Genomic DNA, 15,844 nt, shown 5'->3' on the forward strand with positions numbered 1-15,844 from the left:
GCAACCATATTCGTCAGAACAAACCCCGCCTGCTTAACAGCAGCGCGGGGTTTGTTGTTTCTACCCCTCTGCTTTTCGTCGCTTCGTTTTCCCCGCCCCTCCAGCCATCCCGCAGGCTTGAGGCATCGTGCCCCGGATGAACTATCTTTAACCCTGCCAGGCCGCTGAAAGCGCCTGAGGCCGGAGTAGTATTGGATACGTTTTCCTAAGGGACTTTCACTTGGCCGCACCTTCCCTCCACCTCGCGCAGCACGCCCGAGGCAATCCATGACTTCCCATAACCCCGAACCTCCGGTGCCGCTCGCCTCGGCGCTGCCCGGTGCCGTGCAGCGCCTTCCCTTGCTCGAACGCCTGAGCCGCTACCGTCAGCCCATCGGCCTGGCAGTGACTCTGGTGTTGTTCACCATGGCCTTGATTGCCTGCCGCCACCTGCTGAGCGAGCTGGACATCTATGCCTTGCACGACGCCATGCTCAGCGTGCCGGCCCAATCCTTGTTGGGCGCCTTGCTGGCGACGGTGGTGGGCTTCGTGATCTTGCTGGGCTACGAGTGGTCGGCCAGCCGCTATGCCGGGGTGAAGCTGCCAACACGCAGCCTGGTGCTGGGCGGTTTCAGCGCCTTTGCCATCGGTAACGCCATCGGGTTGTCGATGCTTTCGGGCGGATCGGTGCGCTACCGGCTCTATGCACGGCAAGGGCTTGGAGCTGGTGAAGTCGCACGTATGACCGTGTTTGCCAGCCTGTCGCTGGGCTGCGCGCTGCCCCCCCTGGCGGCCTTGGCGACCTTGAGCGACCTGCCGGCAGCCTCGGCTGCACTGGGGTTGGCACCGGGCCTGCTGGCAAGTGTCGCCACCGCCGTGCTGGTGGCATCCGCCCTGCTGGTGTTCGGCTTGTACCGCCGGCGCTTGGCCGAGCAACCGCTGGCCAATAACCTGCTGGTGCAACTGGGCCGCCGCACACTGCGACTGCCGGGCGCACGGCTGGCCGCCCTGCAACTGCTGATCACCGCGCTGGATGTGGCAGCAGCCGCCACGGTCCTGTATCTGCTGCTGCCCGAAGCCCCCCCCTTCGGCGCGTTTGTGCTGGTGTACCTGCTGGCCTTGGCCGCAGGCGTGCTCAGCCATGTACCGGGCGGCGTCGGGGTGTTCGAAGCGATCCTGCTGGCGGCCTTTGCCGACCAGCTCGGTGCGGCGCCACTGGCGGCCGCCCTGCTGTTGTACCGGCTGATCTATGTGGTACTGCCATTGCTGCTGGCCTGTGTACTGTTGCTGGCCAACGAAGCACGGCGCCTGCTGTTCGCACAGCAGGCCATCAAAGCAGCCTCAGGGCTGGCCGCTCCGATCCTGTCGATTCTGGTATTCCTGTCGGGCGTGGTACTGCTGTTCTCGGGCGCCACACCTGAGATTGACACCCGCCTGGAGCACATGGGTTTCCTGGTGCCGCACCGGCTGATCGATGCCTCGCACTTCGGCGCCAGCCTGATCGGCGTGCTGTGCCTGCTGCTGGCCCAAGGCCTGCGCCGGCGCCTCTCTGCTGCCTGGCTGCTGACCACCGTGCTGTTGTTGGTCGGCGCCGTGCTGTCGCTGCTCAAGGGGTTTGATTGGGAGGAGGCTTGCCTGCTGACCTTCACCGCTACGCTGCTGGCCCTCTTCCGGCGCTCGTTCTACCGCCCCAGCCGCCTGCTGGAGTTGCCATTCTCGCCGGTGTTCCTGGTGGCCAGCGCCTGTGCAGTCGGCGCTTCGGTGTGGCTGCTGCTGTTCGCCTACCAGGATGTGCCCTACAGCCATCAGCTGTGGTGGCAGTTCACCCTTGATGCCGATGCCCCTCGCGGCCTGCGTGCCGCCATGGGCAGCGCCTTGCTGCTCGCTGCCGTGGCGCTGACTTGGCTGCTGCGCACCGCCCCTCCCGTGATCCATCTACCCGACGAGGAAGAACTGCAGCGCGCCAATCGCATCCTGCTGGCCTCCGACCAGCCCGACGGCGGCCTGGCCCTGACGGGCGACAAAGCGTTGCTGTTCCACCCGCGTGACAATGCCTTCCTTATGTATGCCCGACGCGGCCGCAGCCTGGTGGCCCTGTACGACCCCATTGGCCCGGCCCAGGAGCGCGCCGAAATGATCTGGCAGTTCCGCGACCTGTGCGACCTGCATCACGCCCGTCCGGTGTTCTACCAGGTGCGCGCCGAGAACCTGCCTTTCTATATGGACATCGGCCTGACAGCGCTGAAGCTGGGCGAAGAAGCCCGTGTCGATTTGCGCCGCTTCGACTTGGAAGCCAAGGGCAAGGAGATGAAAGACCTGCGCTACACCTGGAACCGCGGCGGCCGCGACGGCCTGAGCCTGGAAATCCACGAGCCCGGCCACGCACCACTGGCGGAGCTGAAGGAAATTTCCGATGCCTGGCTTGGCGGCAAGAACGTGCGTGAGAAAGGCTTTTCGCTGGGGCGCTTCAGCCCGGACTACCTGCAGCACTTCCGCATTGCCCTGATTCGCTTCCAAGGCCGCCCGGTGGCCTTCGCCAACCTGCTGGAAACCCATGGCAATGAACTGGCCAGCCTCGACCTCATGCGTGCGCACCCCGAGGCCCCCAAGCTGACCATGGAATTCATGATGATCGGCTTGATCCTGCATTACAAAAGCCATGAATACGCCCGCTTCAGCCTGGGCATGGTGCCGCTTTCCGGCCTGCAGCCGCGGCGTGGGGCGCCCTTGACCCAGCGCCTGGGTTCGATGGTATTCCGCCGAGGCGAGCAGTTGTACAACTTCCAGGGGCTTCGCCGCTTCAAGGACAAATTCCAACCGGACTGGGAACCCCGCTACATGGCCGTGCCGGCCGGGCTCGACCCGCTGGTAGCACTGGCCGACACTGCCGCCCTGATTGCGGGCGGCCTGACTGGATTGGTGAAACGTTGATGACCCGACGCTATTGGCTGTACCTGCTGGTTCCCCTGCTGCTGGCCGCCCTGGGTGGCGCCCTGGCCTTCTGGCTGTGGACACGCCCGGCCCCCGAGGCGCGCCTGGAGCAACTGAGCATCAATGACACCCGCATCACTCGGGTGACCCCTGGCGTACACCCGAAGGCCCGAGTAGCCATCGGTGTGCCACAGGACCAGGCATTGACCGACAAGCAACTGCTGGACCTGAGCCAGGCCGGCGAAGCCCAGCTGGTGCAAGTGGTCCTGCCGCCGAACGACTGCAGCAAACAGCAACAGGCCATGGACCAAGCCCTGACAGAACTGTCGGAAAAGCCGACGCTGGTCGCCGGTATCGGCCCTGGTGCCGCCCAGGCCTGGCGCTGGCTGGCCAGCCAGACCGATGACAAGGCGCGGGCCATTTCCGTGGACTTCAGCCTGGAACAACCCGGCTGCCAGGCCCCGCTGCCCAAGGCGGCGCCCCATGGCCACTGGAACGTCGCCTGGAACGACAACCCGGATGACGCCAGTGCCGCCTTCGTACGCGACCAGGCCAACGCCGAAACCAGCATCAGCGACTACGACATTCACCTGCCACAAGTGCTCAAGGCCCAGCTGACCCAGGCCCTGGTTGGCCATGACGGTAACGCGTTGGCGATACCGGTGGTCGAGGTCCCCGCCGGGCAGACCACCGACACGGTCACCCTGTTCCTCTCCGGTGATGGTGGCTGGCGCGACCTGGACCGTGATGTGGCCGGGGAAATGGCCAAGTTGGGCTACCCCGTGGTGGGCATCGACACGTTGCGCTACTACTGGCAGCACAAGACCCCGGAGCAAAGCGCTGCCGACCTGTCCGAGCTGATGCAGCACTACCGGCAGAAGTGGGGCACAAAGCGCTTCGTGCTGACGGGCTATTCATTCGGTGCCGATGTGCTGCCGGCGATCTACAACCGCCTGCCTGCCGAAGACCAGCAGCGCATTGATGCGGTGATGCTGCTGGCGTTTGCCCGCAGTGGCAGTTTCGAGATCGAAGTCGAGGGCTGGCTGGGCAAGGAAGGCCAGGAAGCACCTACCGGGCCGGAAATGGCCAGGCTGCCAGCGTCCAAGGTGGTGTGCGTGTATGGCGTGGAAGAGACCGATGAGAGCGGTTGCACCGAGAAGACCGCGGTGGGTGAACGCCTGAAGCTGCCTGGGGGGCACCATTTCGACGAGAACTACCCAGCGCTGGCCAAGCGCTTGATTGGTGAGATCGAGACACGTCAGGGCAAGTCGAGCGTCGCCGAACAGAACTGACAATGATTGGGGCTGCTTTGCAGCCCCTTGGCAATCAGATCTCGACCTGGGTTCCCAATTCAATCACCCGGTTCAGCGGCAGGTTGAAGAAGCGCAGGTTGCCGTTGGCATTCTTCAGCAGGAACGCAAACAGGTTGCCCCGCCAGCGCGACATCCCCTCCAGCCGTGAAGCGATCACCGTCTCACGGCTGAGGAAGTAGGTGGTGCGCATCGGCGTAAAGTCCAGATCATCCAGGTGGCACAGCTTCAATGCAGCCGGCACGTCCGGCTCGTCCATGAAGCCAAAGTGCAGCAGCACGCGGAAGAACCCATCGCCATACGCTTCCACTTCGAAGCGCTCCTGCTCCGGCACACGCGGCCGGTCTTCACTGACGACCGTCAGCAGTACCACCTGGCTGTGCAGCACCTGGTTGTGCAGCATGTTGTGTAACAGCGCATGAGGCACAGCGTCGGCCCGTGCGGTGAGGAACACCGCCGTGCCTTCGACCCGGTGGGGCGGCTGAATACGGATACTGCTGATAAACAGCTGCAGCGGCAGCGCGCCTTCGTCGATGCGCTCGACCAGAATCTGCTTGCCGCGCTTCCAGGTACTCATCAGCAGGAACAGCACGCCACCCGCCAACACCGGGAAGGCACCGCCCTGGACGATTTTCGGCACGTTGGCGGCGAAGAACAGCCCGTCGACGAACAGGAAGCCCACCAGAATCGGCACCGCCAGCACTGGGGGCCATTTCCACAGCAGCAACATTACTGCCGACACCAGAATAGTGGTCATCAGCATGGTGCCGGTCACCGCCACGCCATAGGCCGCCGCCAGGGCGCCGGACGACTCGAAACCGATCACCAGCAGCACCACGCCGACCATCAGCGTCCAGTTCACCGCCCCAATGTAGATCTGCCCCTGTTCGTCGCTGGAGGTGTGCTGGATCTGCATCCGTGGGATGTAGCCCAGCTGGATGGCCTGGCGGGTCAGGGAGAACGCCCCCGAAATCACAGCTTGCGAGGCGATCACCGTGGCCATGGTCGCCAACCCGACCAACGGCAGCAACGCCCAGCCCGGCGCCAGCAGGTAGAACGGGTTACGGGCTGCGTCCGGGTTTTGCAGCAGCAGTGCACCCTGGCCGAAATAGTTGAGCACCAGCGCGGGCAGCACTAGGATGAACCAGGCCCGGGCGATCGGCTTGCGGCCAAAGTGGCCCATGTCGGCGTACAGCGCCTCGGCGCCGGTCAGCGCCAGCACCACCGCGCCGAGAATGGCCACGCCCATGCCGGGGTGCACCACGAAGAAGTTGACCGCCCAGCCCGGGTTGAACGCTTTGAGCACTTCAGGGCTCTGCGAGATGCCATGCACGCCCAGCGCACCCAGCACCACGAACCAGGTGACCATGATCGGGCCGAACAGCTTGCCGATCTTCTCGGTGCCGTGCTTCTGCACCAGGAACAGGGCTACCAGCACCACCAGCGAAATCGGCACCACCCAGTGGTCGATACCGTCAAACGCCAGGCCCATGCCTTCCACCGCCGACAGCACCGACACCGCCGGGGTGATCATGCTGTCGCCGTAGAACAGCGAAGCACCGATCAGGCCGCAGATCACCATCAGCGTACGCAACCGCGGGTAGGCCGCCGTGGCCCGCCGTGCCAGTGCGGTCAGGGCCATGGTGCCCCCCTCGCCCTGGTTGTCGGCGCGCAGGATGAACATCACATACTTGAACGACACCACCCACAACAGCGACCACAGGATCAGCGACAGGATCCCCAGCACGCCGTCATGATTGACCGGCACCCCGTAACCGCCGGTAAAGACTTCCTTGAGGGTATACAACGGGCTGGTGCCGATATCGCCGTAAACCACCCCGACCGCCGCCACGAGCAGGCCCAGCGACCGCGCCGCGCCCTGCTTCCCCTCGTGCCCGCCCTCGGCGTGACTGCTTGCCTGAACCATCGACCACTCCCGCAGACGGCCATCACGGCCTTAAGTATTCACTCTAGCGCCAGGCCCCGAAGGCACCTTCGCGCAACGGCGCGAAGCATAGCGCAGCGTTCGTCGTATTTCTGCTGGTCAAGCGACGTTACGCTCGCTAGAATTGCGCACTTTTTGATCAGAGGCGCCCAAAGCGCCCGTCAAGATCGCCCGCGATTCCGGCCGGGCGACCTGCATTCAATACCGAGGTTAGTCATGTCCACCACGCCCGCCACCCCCAAGGTAGGTTTCGTAAGCCTGGGTTGCCCAAAAGCCTTGGTCGATTCCGAGCGCATCCTGACCCAGCTGCGCATGGAAGGTTATGAAGTCGTGCCCACCTACGAGGACGCCGACGTGGTGGTGGTCAACACCTGCGGCTTCATCGACAGCGCCAAGGCCGAGTCGCTGGAAGTGATCGGCGAAGCGATCAAGGAAAACGGCAAGGTCATCGTCACCGGCTGCATGGGTGTCGAAGAAGGCAGCATCCGTGACGTGCACCCGAGCGTGCTGTCGGTCACCGGCCCGCAGCAGTACGAGCAGGTGGTCAACGCCGTGCACGAAGTGGTACCGCCACGTCAGGACCACAACCCGCTGATCGACCTGGTGCCGCCACAGGGCGTCAAACTGACCCCGCGCCACTATGCGTACCTGAAAATTTCCGAAGGCTGCAACCACAGCTGCAGCTTCTGCATCATCCCATCGATGCGCGGCAAGCTGGTCAGCCGCCCGGTGGGCGAAGTGCTGAGCGAGGCCGAGCGCCTGGTCAAGGCCGGGGTCAAGGAGATCCTGGTGATTTCCCAGGACACCAGCGCCTACGGCGTCGACGTCAAGTACAAGACTGACTTCTGGAATGGCCGCCCGGTCAAGACCCGCATGCTGGAGCTGTGCGAGGCGCTGAGTAGCCTGGGTGCCTGGGTACGCCTGCATTATGTGTACCCGTACCCGAACGTCGACGACGTGATCCCGCTGATGGCCGCTGGCAAGATCCTGCCGTACCTCGACATCCCGTTCCAGCACGCCAGCCCGAAAGTGCTCAAGTCGATGAAGCGCCCGGCCTTTGAAGACCGCACCCTGGCGCGCATCAAGCACTGGCGCGAGCAGTGCCCTGAGCTGGTGATCCGCTCCACCTTCATCGTCGGCTTCCCAGGCGAAACCGAAGAAGACTTCCAGTACCTGCTGGACTGGCTGACCGAAGCGCAGCTCGACCGCGTGGGCTGCTTCCAGTACTCGCCTGTAGAAGGCGCACCGGCCAACGACCTGGGCCTGGAGGAAGTGCCGGACGACATCAAGCAGGCGCGCTGGGACCGCTTCATGGCCCACCAGCAGGCCATCAGCACCGCCCGCCTGCAACTGCGCATCGGCAAGGAAATCGAAGTGCTGATCGATGAAGTCGAAGAGCAAGGCTCGGTGGGCCGCAGCTTCTTCGATGCCCCGGAAATCGACGGTAGCGTGTTCATCGATGGCGACCATGGCTTCAAGCCAGGCGACAAAGTACGTTGCCGTGTCGTGGATGCCGACGAGTACGACATGTGGGCAGAGCCTGTCTGAAACGGCTGAAACACGGCTGAAACACTGAAGAGCCCCTGCCCCGGCATTCCGGAGCAGGGGCTTTTTTGTCAGAACGTGTGGAACAGCATCAGGCCGCCTTCTGCATCCGGACTGGCATCCGAAAAGCCTTTGACCGCGTACAGCTGGACTTTCCATTGCTGGTTGAGCTTGTGGGTCAGGAACAGGGTAAGTTCCTTGATCTGCGACCCTGTCGAGACCACCTTCTGCCGCCAATCGTAGGAAGCGCCGGCTGAAGTGCCAGCCGCCACGCGTATGGCGAAGCCGAGGCTGGCAAATACCGGGTCGTCGAAGTCGCTGTCGGGTGGGTCGCCAAACTTCTTCCAGCCCAGTGTCGCGAATCCGGTGACTGGGCCAAAGCCCTGGGTGATGTCAACCTGGGCGGTGTAGTCGTACTCACCGGTGCCCAGGCACTGGTCTTCATCGGCGGTGGGGAATTTGACCTTGCCGATCAGGTCCAGCATCAGGCCGCCGTCGCTGCCATCGAGCAAGGCATACCCGGCACTGGCGACCGTGTCGCCCAACCCGCTTTCCACATCCCGGCACCCGCCGGGCAAGGGATCGCCATTCGGGCCTACCTCCGGGTTGGTGATACGCAACCAGGGCACGGTGACCTTGTAGGTCATGGGGCCGGCTTCATACTTGCCGACCACGGGCATGTACCAGATTTCCGAAGTGGTCCCCGTGCCATAGTCGCCGCTTGAGTAGTCCATGCCGATGGCGGCGCTGAAGGTGTCGGCCAAAGCCGAGGCGCTGGTGCATGACAGCAAGCAGGCCAGAAGCGGGAGGGTCGGTCTCATCGGCACCTCAGTATCCCGTCAGGAAGTGTGATCGGACTTACCCAGCCTAGTTGTCTAACGCCCGGATCGCTCTGGATGCTCTACTTTTTCAGCCGCCTCTACCTTTTCCGGCCTTTCGACTTTCTCAATTTTTTCTACTTTCTCGACTTTTTCTACCTTTTCTACTTTTTCAGGCTTTTCGATCTTCTCTACCTTCTCTACCTTCTCGACTTTTTCGACTTTTTCGACTTTTTCGACTTTTTCGACTTTTTCAACCTTCTCCACCTTTTCAGGCTTTTCGACTTTCTCCACCTTCTCGACTTTCTCGGGTTTTTCGACCTTCTCAACTTTTTCTACTTTCTCAACCCTCTCGGATTTTTCCACCCTTTCGACTTCAACCTTCTCTACCCGATCGGATCTGCCGCTGTTGCTGCTCTCATGCGGTTCCACGGTTTCGACACGTTCTGACTTGCCGGAATTGTCCACGCGTTCAGCGTTACCGTGCCCACTGGAATCCTCAACGTCACTGCGCCCACTGTGATCATCACTGCGGACACTGCTCGCCTCGCTTGCGTCGTTACCCTTGTTACTGGCACCACCAGAGTCACTGCTGCCGTGCTCGCTGCCATGCCCCGAATGACCTCTGTCCGGGTTGTCGGCACGGTCATCCTGGAGTTCCACGCGGGTTGCCCGCAGCTCGTGAGTACCATTGAGCACGCCACTCACCCGAACACGTTGATCGAGAGACGGCTTGCCAACGATCACAGTACCCTGCCCCAGCGTCACCTGAATCCCTGCGACCACGAGTTGCCGAGCCTGCGCACGCTGCACCAGCCCTTCGACCACCGCCTGCTGGACACGGCCAGCAAACGGCAAGCTTGGGTCCGGGCGGGTTTGCGCCACTTCCAGCTGGCGCCCGGTCCACTGGCCGCGCACCAGCACCTCCCGCGCAGGGGAAACGTGGGTGCCCAGTTGCAGACCCTGCAGGCTACCCGGGCGATCAATCGCACCAATAGCACTGGCCTCTCGCAGGCCCGGCGCCCGTTCGATACGGGTCGCCACCACTTCGCCCCTGGCATCACGCAGGCCGCTGACCTTGACCGGCTCGCCCGGGCGCAGCCCTTCAGCTACTCGCGCGCCTGCTGCAAGGCGTACCGGTTGGCCCATCACCCGCAACGGAGCCGAAGCGTTGGGAAGCGCCGTCAACGGCCCTTCGAAGACGTTGAGAATAGAGATTCGCCCGGCCTGCAGGCCGCGTTGAGTGGCCACTGCCTCCACCGCCACAACCTGCCCAATGGCCAAGTGCGCACTGCTGGCGGGAGCACCGTTTTCACTTACCGGTACGTCTTTGCCATAGTGCACTTCCAGGCCATTGACGCAGATCGAGGCGAACCCGGTAATGGTGCCGACGATGCCGGTACCCCCCGTACCGCCCGGGCGCAGGATCGGCGCACCGGTGCCGCCGACTCCGCCACTGCTGTGGTCGAAGTAGGTGCCATCCACACCGTCGGCCACCGCACCAGTACCGCCTGTGCCACCTGGGCGCTGCGGATGCGGCGCGCCAGTGCCACCGACTCCACCGCTTTCACTGCGCACGCCGGTACCGCCCGTACCCCCGGGGAACTGCAGGCCTGCGGCACCGGCCATACCCACTTCGTCGCGGCTGACGCAAACCGGTGCTGCGGCTACCTCGGCAGGCGCCACCAGGCTCAACCCCATGACCAGGGCGAAGGCAACGACACTGAGGCAGCGCGTGAGGGGGGTCATGGGCCTGGCGTCTTGGACAATTCGGGATCGGTAGCTTCAGTGTAGAAATAAAGCCCGACCGTGATGCGCTGACGTTGCTCGAAGCTGGGTTCATCGACGCCTTCCAGCGCTGCTGCAAGCTGACTGAATGCAAGCAGCGTCTGCATGCCATCCTTGGCAACCACTTCACGCAAGTGCTCGACGCTGGACAGGCTCAAGGCGTCGTAATGCACGCTGCGCTCGAAGAAGGGCAGGCCTTGGCCACTGAGGTTGTGTACTGCTGCGCAGGCATGGTCATGCAGGTTGTGCCCGAAGTACGCGGCTTTTTCATCAAACCCTTTCTGCGGCACGAATGCCTGGGCTTCCAGGTGAACACAATCCTGCTCATCGAGCCGGACAATGCCAAGGCGCAGCCACTCATCCAACACCACCCGGCCACGGATATCGGTACTGACCTTGGCCACCAGGGCATCGAATGAGCAGTCGCCGCCAACACTCGCCAAACGCGGCAGTGCCAACGCCCGGCCAGGTGCAGAGCAGAACGGCGGGCAGGTGGTCCATACATTGACCAACTGTGCACCCAGGGTGATGTTCTCCGGCAGGGCCGCAAGTACCCTGTCACCTTCGCTGCGCAGCCGCCGGACATCCTTGCGATGCACACCTGTAAGCAGGCTGATGCGGCTGTCGGTGGGCGGGGTGTCGTCCAGGCGAAACTCGCGATGGGCTACGTCGACGAACACTTCCTTGAGGAGGTCGGCGAACATCGTGTAGGTCACCCCCTTGCGCAACATCAAGCGCACCAGCGGACGCATGACACGCCGCAGTGCGCTTAACATAGAAGGGGGTAAAGTTGGGCTGATCAACGCCTGTCAGCTCCTGCTGTTGTCATCACCCGGTTCGCCACCCACATGGTTGCCATTATCGTCACCAGGTTCACCACCCATGTGATTGCCGTGATCATCGCCAGGCTCGCCGCCGACATGATTACCATGATCATCCCCGGGCTCACCGCCAACATGGTTGCCATGATCGTCACCGGGCTCACCGCCAACGTGATTGCCGTGATCGTCACCGGGCTCACCACCCACGTGATTGCCATGATCATCACCTGCTTCAGCATGGTTGCCGCTGCGACCAGCATTTGAACTACCGTCGTGGCCGCTGCCACTGTTGCCGGCATGGCCGCCACCGTCTCCGCCACTGCCGTGGCCGCTACCACCACCGCCACTTCCGCCGCCACCGCCATGGCCGCCACCACCGCCACTTCCGCCGCCACCGCCGTGGCCGCCACCGCCGCCACTTCCACCGCCACCGCCGTGCCCGCCACCACCGCCGTGGCCACCTCCACCGCCGCTGCCTCCGCCGCCGTGACCGCCACCACCACCTCCGCCACCATGACCTCCACCACCGCCACCGCCATCTTTGGCATAGGCGCTGGAATCATGGGAAATCGAGTCTGGGATCAAAACAATGGAAGTCGACAGCACGCCAGCTACGGCAACCGCCAGTAAGGCCTTCTTGAACAGCAGGTGGATTTGCATAGTCCGTCTCCAGGTCATCGCCACGAGAACGCGAAATCGGTCAGAAATCTTGTTGTCAGTCTTATTTTTTCTATGCGTGGGATTTTTTCCCACGCTTAATTAATAGCCCTCTGCGCACCGCCATTCAAGCGCTGCACGGACAAGCCGACCGGTGGTTGGGCTGCTATGTTTTCCCTATCGCCATGGAGGACCACCGGCATGTCTGCGCTACTGACGTTGCAAACCCCGCGCTTGAGTGACTACAGCGAACTGGTACAGGTATGGGAGGACTCGGTACGCGCCACTCACGACTTTCTGCCAGAGGGCTACATCCTGTTGCTGCGCGAACAGGTACTGCGCCGCTACCTCGACGCAGTCATGCTGATCTGCTGCAAGGACCGGAAACGCATTTGTGGCTTTGCCGGAGTCGCCAACGGGCGCGTGGACATGCTGTTCGTCGCGCCCGACTACCGTGGTAAAGGCGTGGGCAAGCGCCTGCTGCACTACGCGATCAACGAGCTCAATGCCGAGCGCCTGGACGTCAACGAGCAGAACCCACAGGCATTGGGCTTTTATCTGCATGAAGGCTTCGAAGTAATCGGCCGTTCGGAAACCGACGGCCTGGGCCAGCCCTATCCCCTCCTGCACATGCAGCTGTGCAAAACGGCGTAAATGACACAGATTCCCAGCCCCTCTGCCGCTCAGGCAGGTACAATGCTGGCCTTTCCCTGCCTTTGCGAATTGCCGTCATGTCCGAACCCGTCCGCCTGTCCAAACGCCTTATCGAGCAACTTGGCTGCTCCCGCCGCGATGCCGAGCTCTATATCGAAGGTGGCTGGGTCACGGTCGATGGCGTGGTGGTCGAGCAACCGCAGTTCAAGGTCGAAGACCAGAAAGTAGAGCTACTACCCGGTGCCCGCATCGAGGCACTGGAGCCGGTGACCCTGCTGCTTAACCAAGCGGCCGGCATCGACAGCGAAAGCGCCCGCGCCAGCATGAACATGGGCAACCTCAGCGAAGCCCACCGTGAGGGCGTGCGCGCCCTGCATGGGCATTTTGCCCGGCAGGCCTGCGTGGCACCGCTTGAGCGAGGTGCCAGCGGCCTGCAGGTATTCACCCAGGATTGGCGGGTAACCCGCAAGATCGAGGCCGACCTGCGTCGCCTGGAGCAGGAGTTCATTGTCGAAGTGCGCGGCGAGACCACACCTCAGGCGTTGGAACGCCTGGCGCGCGGCGCCACACGCAACGATCGCGAGCTGCCCAAGGCCAAGGCCAGCTGGCAGAACGAGACCCACCTGCGCATGGTGTTGAAAAACCCGCAACCCGGGCAAATCTCCGAGCTGTGCGCCTACCTGCGCCTGGAACTGATAAGCATGCGCCGTATTCGCCTGGGCGGCGTGTCGATGGGCAAATTGCCCTTGGGCCAATGGCGCTATGTGGCGACTACCGAACGTTTCTAAGCAATGCGCCACGCACACGCGTGGCACCTGAACAGGATTCTGCAGCAATGAACCACAACGATGTCCTGCGCAGCCTGCGCTACATGCTCAAGGTGAACGACGCCAAGATGGCCGAGATCATTGGGCTTTCCGGCCTCGAAGTGCATCCCCTGGTGCTGGCCACCTACCTGAAGAAGGAAGAAGAGGAAGGCTTCGTCCGGTGCCCTGAACGGGTAATGGCACACTTCCTCGATGGCCTGGTGATCTACCGTCGCGGCAAGGACGACAGCCGCCCGCCGCAGCCGGTCGAGTTGCCAGTGACCAACAACCTCATCCTCAAGAAGTTGCGGGTGGCCTTCGAACTCAAGGAAGACGACCTGCATGTGATCCTCAAGTCGGTCAACTTCCCGGTCAGCAAGCCTGAGCTCAGCGCGCTGTTCCGCAAGGCCGGCCACGACAACTACCGCCCATGCGGCGACCAGTTGCTGCGCAATTTCCTCAAGGGCCTGACCGTGCGCGTGCGCGGCTGAGTGGCCATGCAGCATACAGTTGCTCCGGTCGGCATCGTCCACTCCTGCTTCAAGGAGAAATTCGCGATCCCGCGCCAGCCCCAGCTGGCGCCTGCGGCGCGCGGCGTGCTCGAACTGCTGCCGCCGTTCAATCAGGGTGATGCGGTCGAAGGCCTGGAGCAGGTCAGCCATGTCTGGCTGTTGTTCCTGTTCCACCAGGCGCTGGAAGACAAGCCGCGCCTGAAAGTGCGACCGCCGCGCCTGGGTGGCAACAAGAGCATCGGCGTGTTCGCCACCCGCGCCACCCACAGGCCCAACGGCATCGGCCAGTCAGTGGTGCGCCTGGAGGGTGTAGAGCCCGGCCGCCTGTTACTGTCCGGGATCGACCTGCTCGATGGCACGCCAGTACTGGACATCAAGCCCTATGTGCCCTACGCCGACAGCATCGTCGGCGCCAGCAACCAGATGGCCAGTGAAGCACCCGCTGCAATTGCCGTGCAGTGGGACGGAAACGCCCTGCCACAGGCCCGCGAGCATGCGCTACGCCTGGCTGAGCCACTGGTGGAACTGATCGAGCAATGCCTGGCTCAGGACCCACGACCGGCCTATCAGGTACCACCCGCCGAGCGGGTGTATGGGGTGAAGTTCTGGGATGTGCAAGTGAGGTGGCATTACCCGCAGCCGGAGGTGATCCGGGTGCTGGAAGTCGTGCTGGCCTGAACTCGGCACGCACATGAAAAAGGCGACCTCAAGGGTCGCCTTTTTCATTTAACCATCCCGCGATCAGCGGGCCGGGCCTTCGGCCACGCCCAGGTCATCGGTAGGACGGGTATCGACCAGCGGTGCGCCACCTGAGGCCAGCTCCGAGGCAAGCTTGTCGTTGTCCATTTCCTTGACCCACTTGGCCACGACCACGGTGGCAACGGCGTTACCCACCAGGTTGGTCAAGGCACGGGCTTCGGACATGAAGCGGTCGATGCCGAGGATCAGCGCCAGGCCGGCAACCGGCAGGTGGCCAACGGCCGACAGGGTGGCAGCCAGGACGATGAAGCCCGAACCGGTGACGCCAGCAGCACCTTTGGAAGCCACCAGCAGCACCAGCAGCAGGGTGATCTGGTGAGTGATGTCCATGGTGGTGTCGGTGGCCTGGGCGATGAATACCGCAGCCATGGTCAGGTAGATCGAGGTGCCGTCCAGGTTGAAGGAGTAACCGGTCGGGATCACCAGACCGACGACCGACTTCTTGGCACCCAGGCGCTCCATCTTGGCCAGCATGCGCGGCAGGGCCGATTCCGACGAGGAAGTACCCAGCACGATCAGCAGTTCTTCACGGATGTAGCGGATCAGCTTGATGACGCTGAAGCCGTGGGCGCGGCAGATGCCGCCCAGCACCACCAGCACGAACAGCAGGCAGGTGATATAGAAGCAGGCCATCAGGTAGCCCAGTTGCACCAGCGAACCTACGCCGTACTGGCCGATGGTGAAGGCCATGGCGCCGAAGGCACCGATCGGGGCCAGCTTCATGATCATGTTGATGATGTTGAACATCACATGGGCGAAGCGGTCGATCAGGTCCAGCACCGGCTTGCCGTAGCTGCCCAGGCGGTGCAGGGCGAAGCCGAACAGCACGGAGAACATCAGCACTTGCAGGATGTCGCCGTTGGCGAAGGCGCCGACCACGGTGTTGGGGATGACGTTGAGCAGGAAGCCGACGGTGGACTGCTGCGCGCCGGCGGCGGCATAGGCGGCCACACTGCTGGCGTTCAGGGTAGTGACGTCGATGTGCATGCCAGCGCCTGGCTTGACCACGTTGACGACGACAAGGCCGATGATCAGGGCGATGGTGGAGACGATTTCAAAGTACAGCAGCGCGTAACCGCCGGTCTTGCCGACCGACTTCATGCTCTGCATGCCAGCGATGCCGCTGACCACGGTACAGAAGATGATCGGGGCGATGACCATCTTGATCAGTTTGACGAAGCCGTCACCCAAGGGTTTGAGGGCGACGCCCGTTTCCGGATAGTAGTGGCCGAGCAGGATGCCGATGGTGATGGCAACGATCACCTGGACATACAGGGATTTGTACAGCGGCTGACGTGTCGTCATGGCTCATTTTCCTC

General features: G+C 62.9%; 13 protein-coding genes. 7 read left to right on the forward strand and 6 right to left on the reverse strand.

Translation table 11 applies throughout. The features are described from left to right. The first annotated feature begins 267 nt into the window (after positions 1-267). Both mprF and QQL85_RS14415 read left to right on the forward strand, forming a co-directional pair. Positions 268-2,910: a bifunctional lysylphosphatidylglycerol flippase/synthetase MprF gene (gene mprF, locus QQL85_RS14410; protein WP_284354205.1), complete on the forward strand. Its 2,643-nt coding sequence runs from the start codon at positions 268-270 to the stop codon at positions 2,908-2,910. Further along, complete coding sequence (locus QQL85_RS14415; protein WP_284354206.1) at positions 2,910-4,202, forward strand: virulence factor family protein; 1,293 nt, start codon at positions 2,910-2,912, stop codon at positions 4,200-4,202. Before mprF ends, QQL85_RS14415 begins: the two co-directional genes overlap by 1 nt. Before the next feature lie 34 nt (positions 4,203-4,236). Here the strand turns inward: QQL85_RS14415 and QQL85_RS14420 are convergent, their stop codons facing one another. Then, entirely contained in the window at positions 4,237-6,147 is a 1,911-nt protein-coding gene (locus tag QQL85_RS14420) for a potassium transporter Kup (RefSeq protein ID WP_284354207.1), read from the reverse strand. A 234-nt stretch (positions 6,148-6,381) separates the two neighbouring features. Here QQL85_RS14420 and rimO point away from each other — a divergent pair, with 234 nt between their 5' ends. Next, positions 6,382-7,713 carry a 30S ribosomal protein S12 methylthiotransferase RimO gene (gene rimO, locus QQL85_RS14425; protein ID WP_284354208.1) on the forward strand — a complete coding sequence of 444 codons (1,332 nt, stop codon included), beginning with the start codon at positions 6,382-6,384 and terminating at the stop codon, positions 7,711-7,713. Between the two features lie 68 nt (positions 7,714-7,781). On the opposite strand, the gene QQL85_RS14430 is transcribed toward rimO, so the two are convergent. From QQL85_RS14430 to QQL85_RS14445, 4 genes are read right to left on the reverse strand one after another with little or no spacing between them, the layout of a single operon-like run. Further along, positions 7,782-8,531 carry a hypothetical protein gene (locus QQL85_RS14430; protein ID WP_284354209.1) on the reverse strand — a complete coding sequence of 250 codons (750 nt, stop codon included), beginning with the start codon at positions 8,529-8,531 and terminating at the stop codon, positions 7,782-7,784. Between the two features lie 54 nt (positions 8,532-8,585). After that, complete coding sequence (locus QQL85_RS14435; RefSeq protein ID WP_284354210.1) at positions 8,586-10,277, reverse strand: DUF5666 domain-containing protein; 1,692 nt, start codon at positions 10,275-10,277, stop codon at positions 8,586-8,588. Further along, entirely contained in the window at positions 10,274-11,068 is a 795-nt protein-coding gene (locus tag QQL85_RS14440) for a DUF6502 family protein (RefSeq protein ID WP_284354211.1), read from the reverse strand. Before QQL85_RS14440 ends, QQL85_RS14435 begins: the two co-directional genes overlap by 4 nt. 57 nt (positions 11,069-11,125) lie before the next feature. Beyond that, positions 11,126-11,797 carry a hypothetical protein gene (locus tag QQL85_RS14445; RefSeq protein WP_434482134.1) on the reverse strand — a complete coding sequence of 224 codons (672 nt, stop codon included), beginning with the start codon at positions 11,795-11,797 and terminating at the stop codon, positions 11,126-11,128. 198 nt (positions 11,798-11,995) lie between these two features. Here QQL85_RS14445 and QQL85_RS14450 point away from each other — a divergent pair, with 198 nt between their 5' ends. The 4 genes from QQL85_RS14450 to tsaA all read left to right on the forward strand — a co-directional run bounded on the left by QQL85_RS14450 (position 11,996) and on the right by tsaA (position 14,444). Further along, entirely contained in the window at positions 11,996-12,448 is a 453-nt protein-coding gene (locus tag QQL85_RS14450) for a GNAT family N-acetyltransferase (RefSeq protein ID WP_284354212.1), read from the forward strand. A gap of 77 nt (positions 12,449-12,525) precedes the next feature. After that, on the forward strand, positions 12,526-13,236 hold the full coding sequence (locus QQL85_RS14455; RefSeq protein WP_284354213.1) for an rRNA pseudouridine synthase: 711 nt from the start codon (positions 12,526-12,528) through the stop codon (positions 13,234-13,236). A gap of 47 nt (positions 13,237-13,283) precedes the next feature. Next, on the forward strand, positions 13,284-13,745 hold the full coding sequence (locus QQL85_RS14460; RefSeq protein WP_284354214.1) for a DUF1456 family protein: 462 nt from the start codon (positions 13,284-13,286) through the stop codon (positions 13,743-13,745). A 6-nt stretch (positions 13,746-13,751) separates the two neighbouring features. Further along, entirely contained in the window at positions 13,752-14,444 is a 693-nt protein-coding gene (tsaA, locus tag QQL85_RS14465) for a tRNA (N6-threonylcarbamoyladenosine(37)-N6)-methyltransferase TrmO (RefSeq protein ID WP_284354215.1), read from the forward strand. Positions 14,445-14,507: 63 nt separating this feature from the next. Here tsaA and QQL85_RS14470 read toward each other — a convergent pair whose 3' ends face one another. Beyond that, positions 14,508-15,830, reverse strand: a complete 1,323-nt coding sequence (locus QQL85_RS14470; RefSeq protein WP_284354216.1) for a dicarboxylate/amino acid:cation symporter — start codon at positions 15,828-15,830, stop codon at positions 14,508-14,510. Between the last annotated feature and the right edge of the window lie 14 nt (positions 15,831-15,844).

It is taken from the genome of Pseudomonas putida (assembly GCF_030159595.1).
GTDB lineage: Bacteria > Pseudomonadota > Gammaproteobacteria > Pseudomonadales > Pseudomonadaceae > Aquipseudomonas > Aquipseudomonas putida_AC.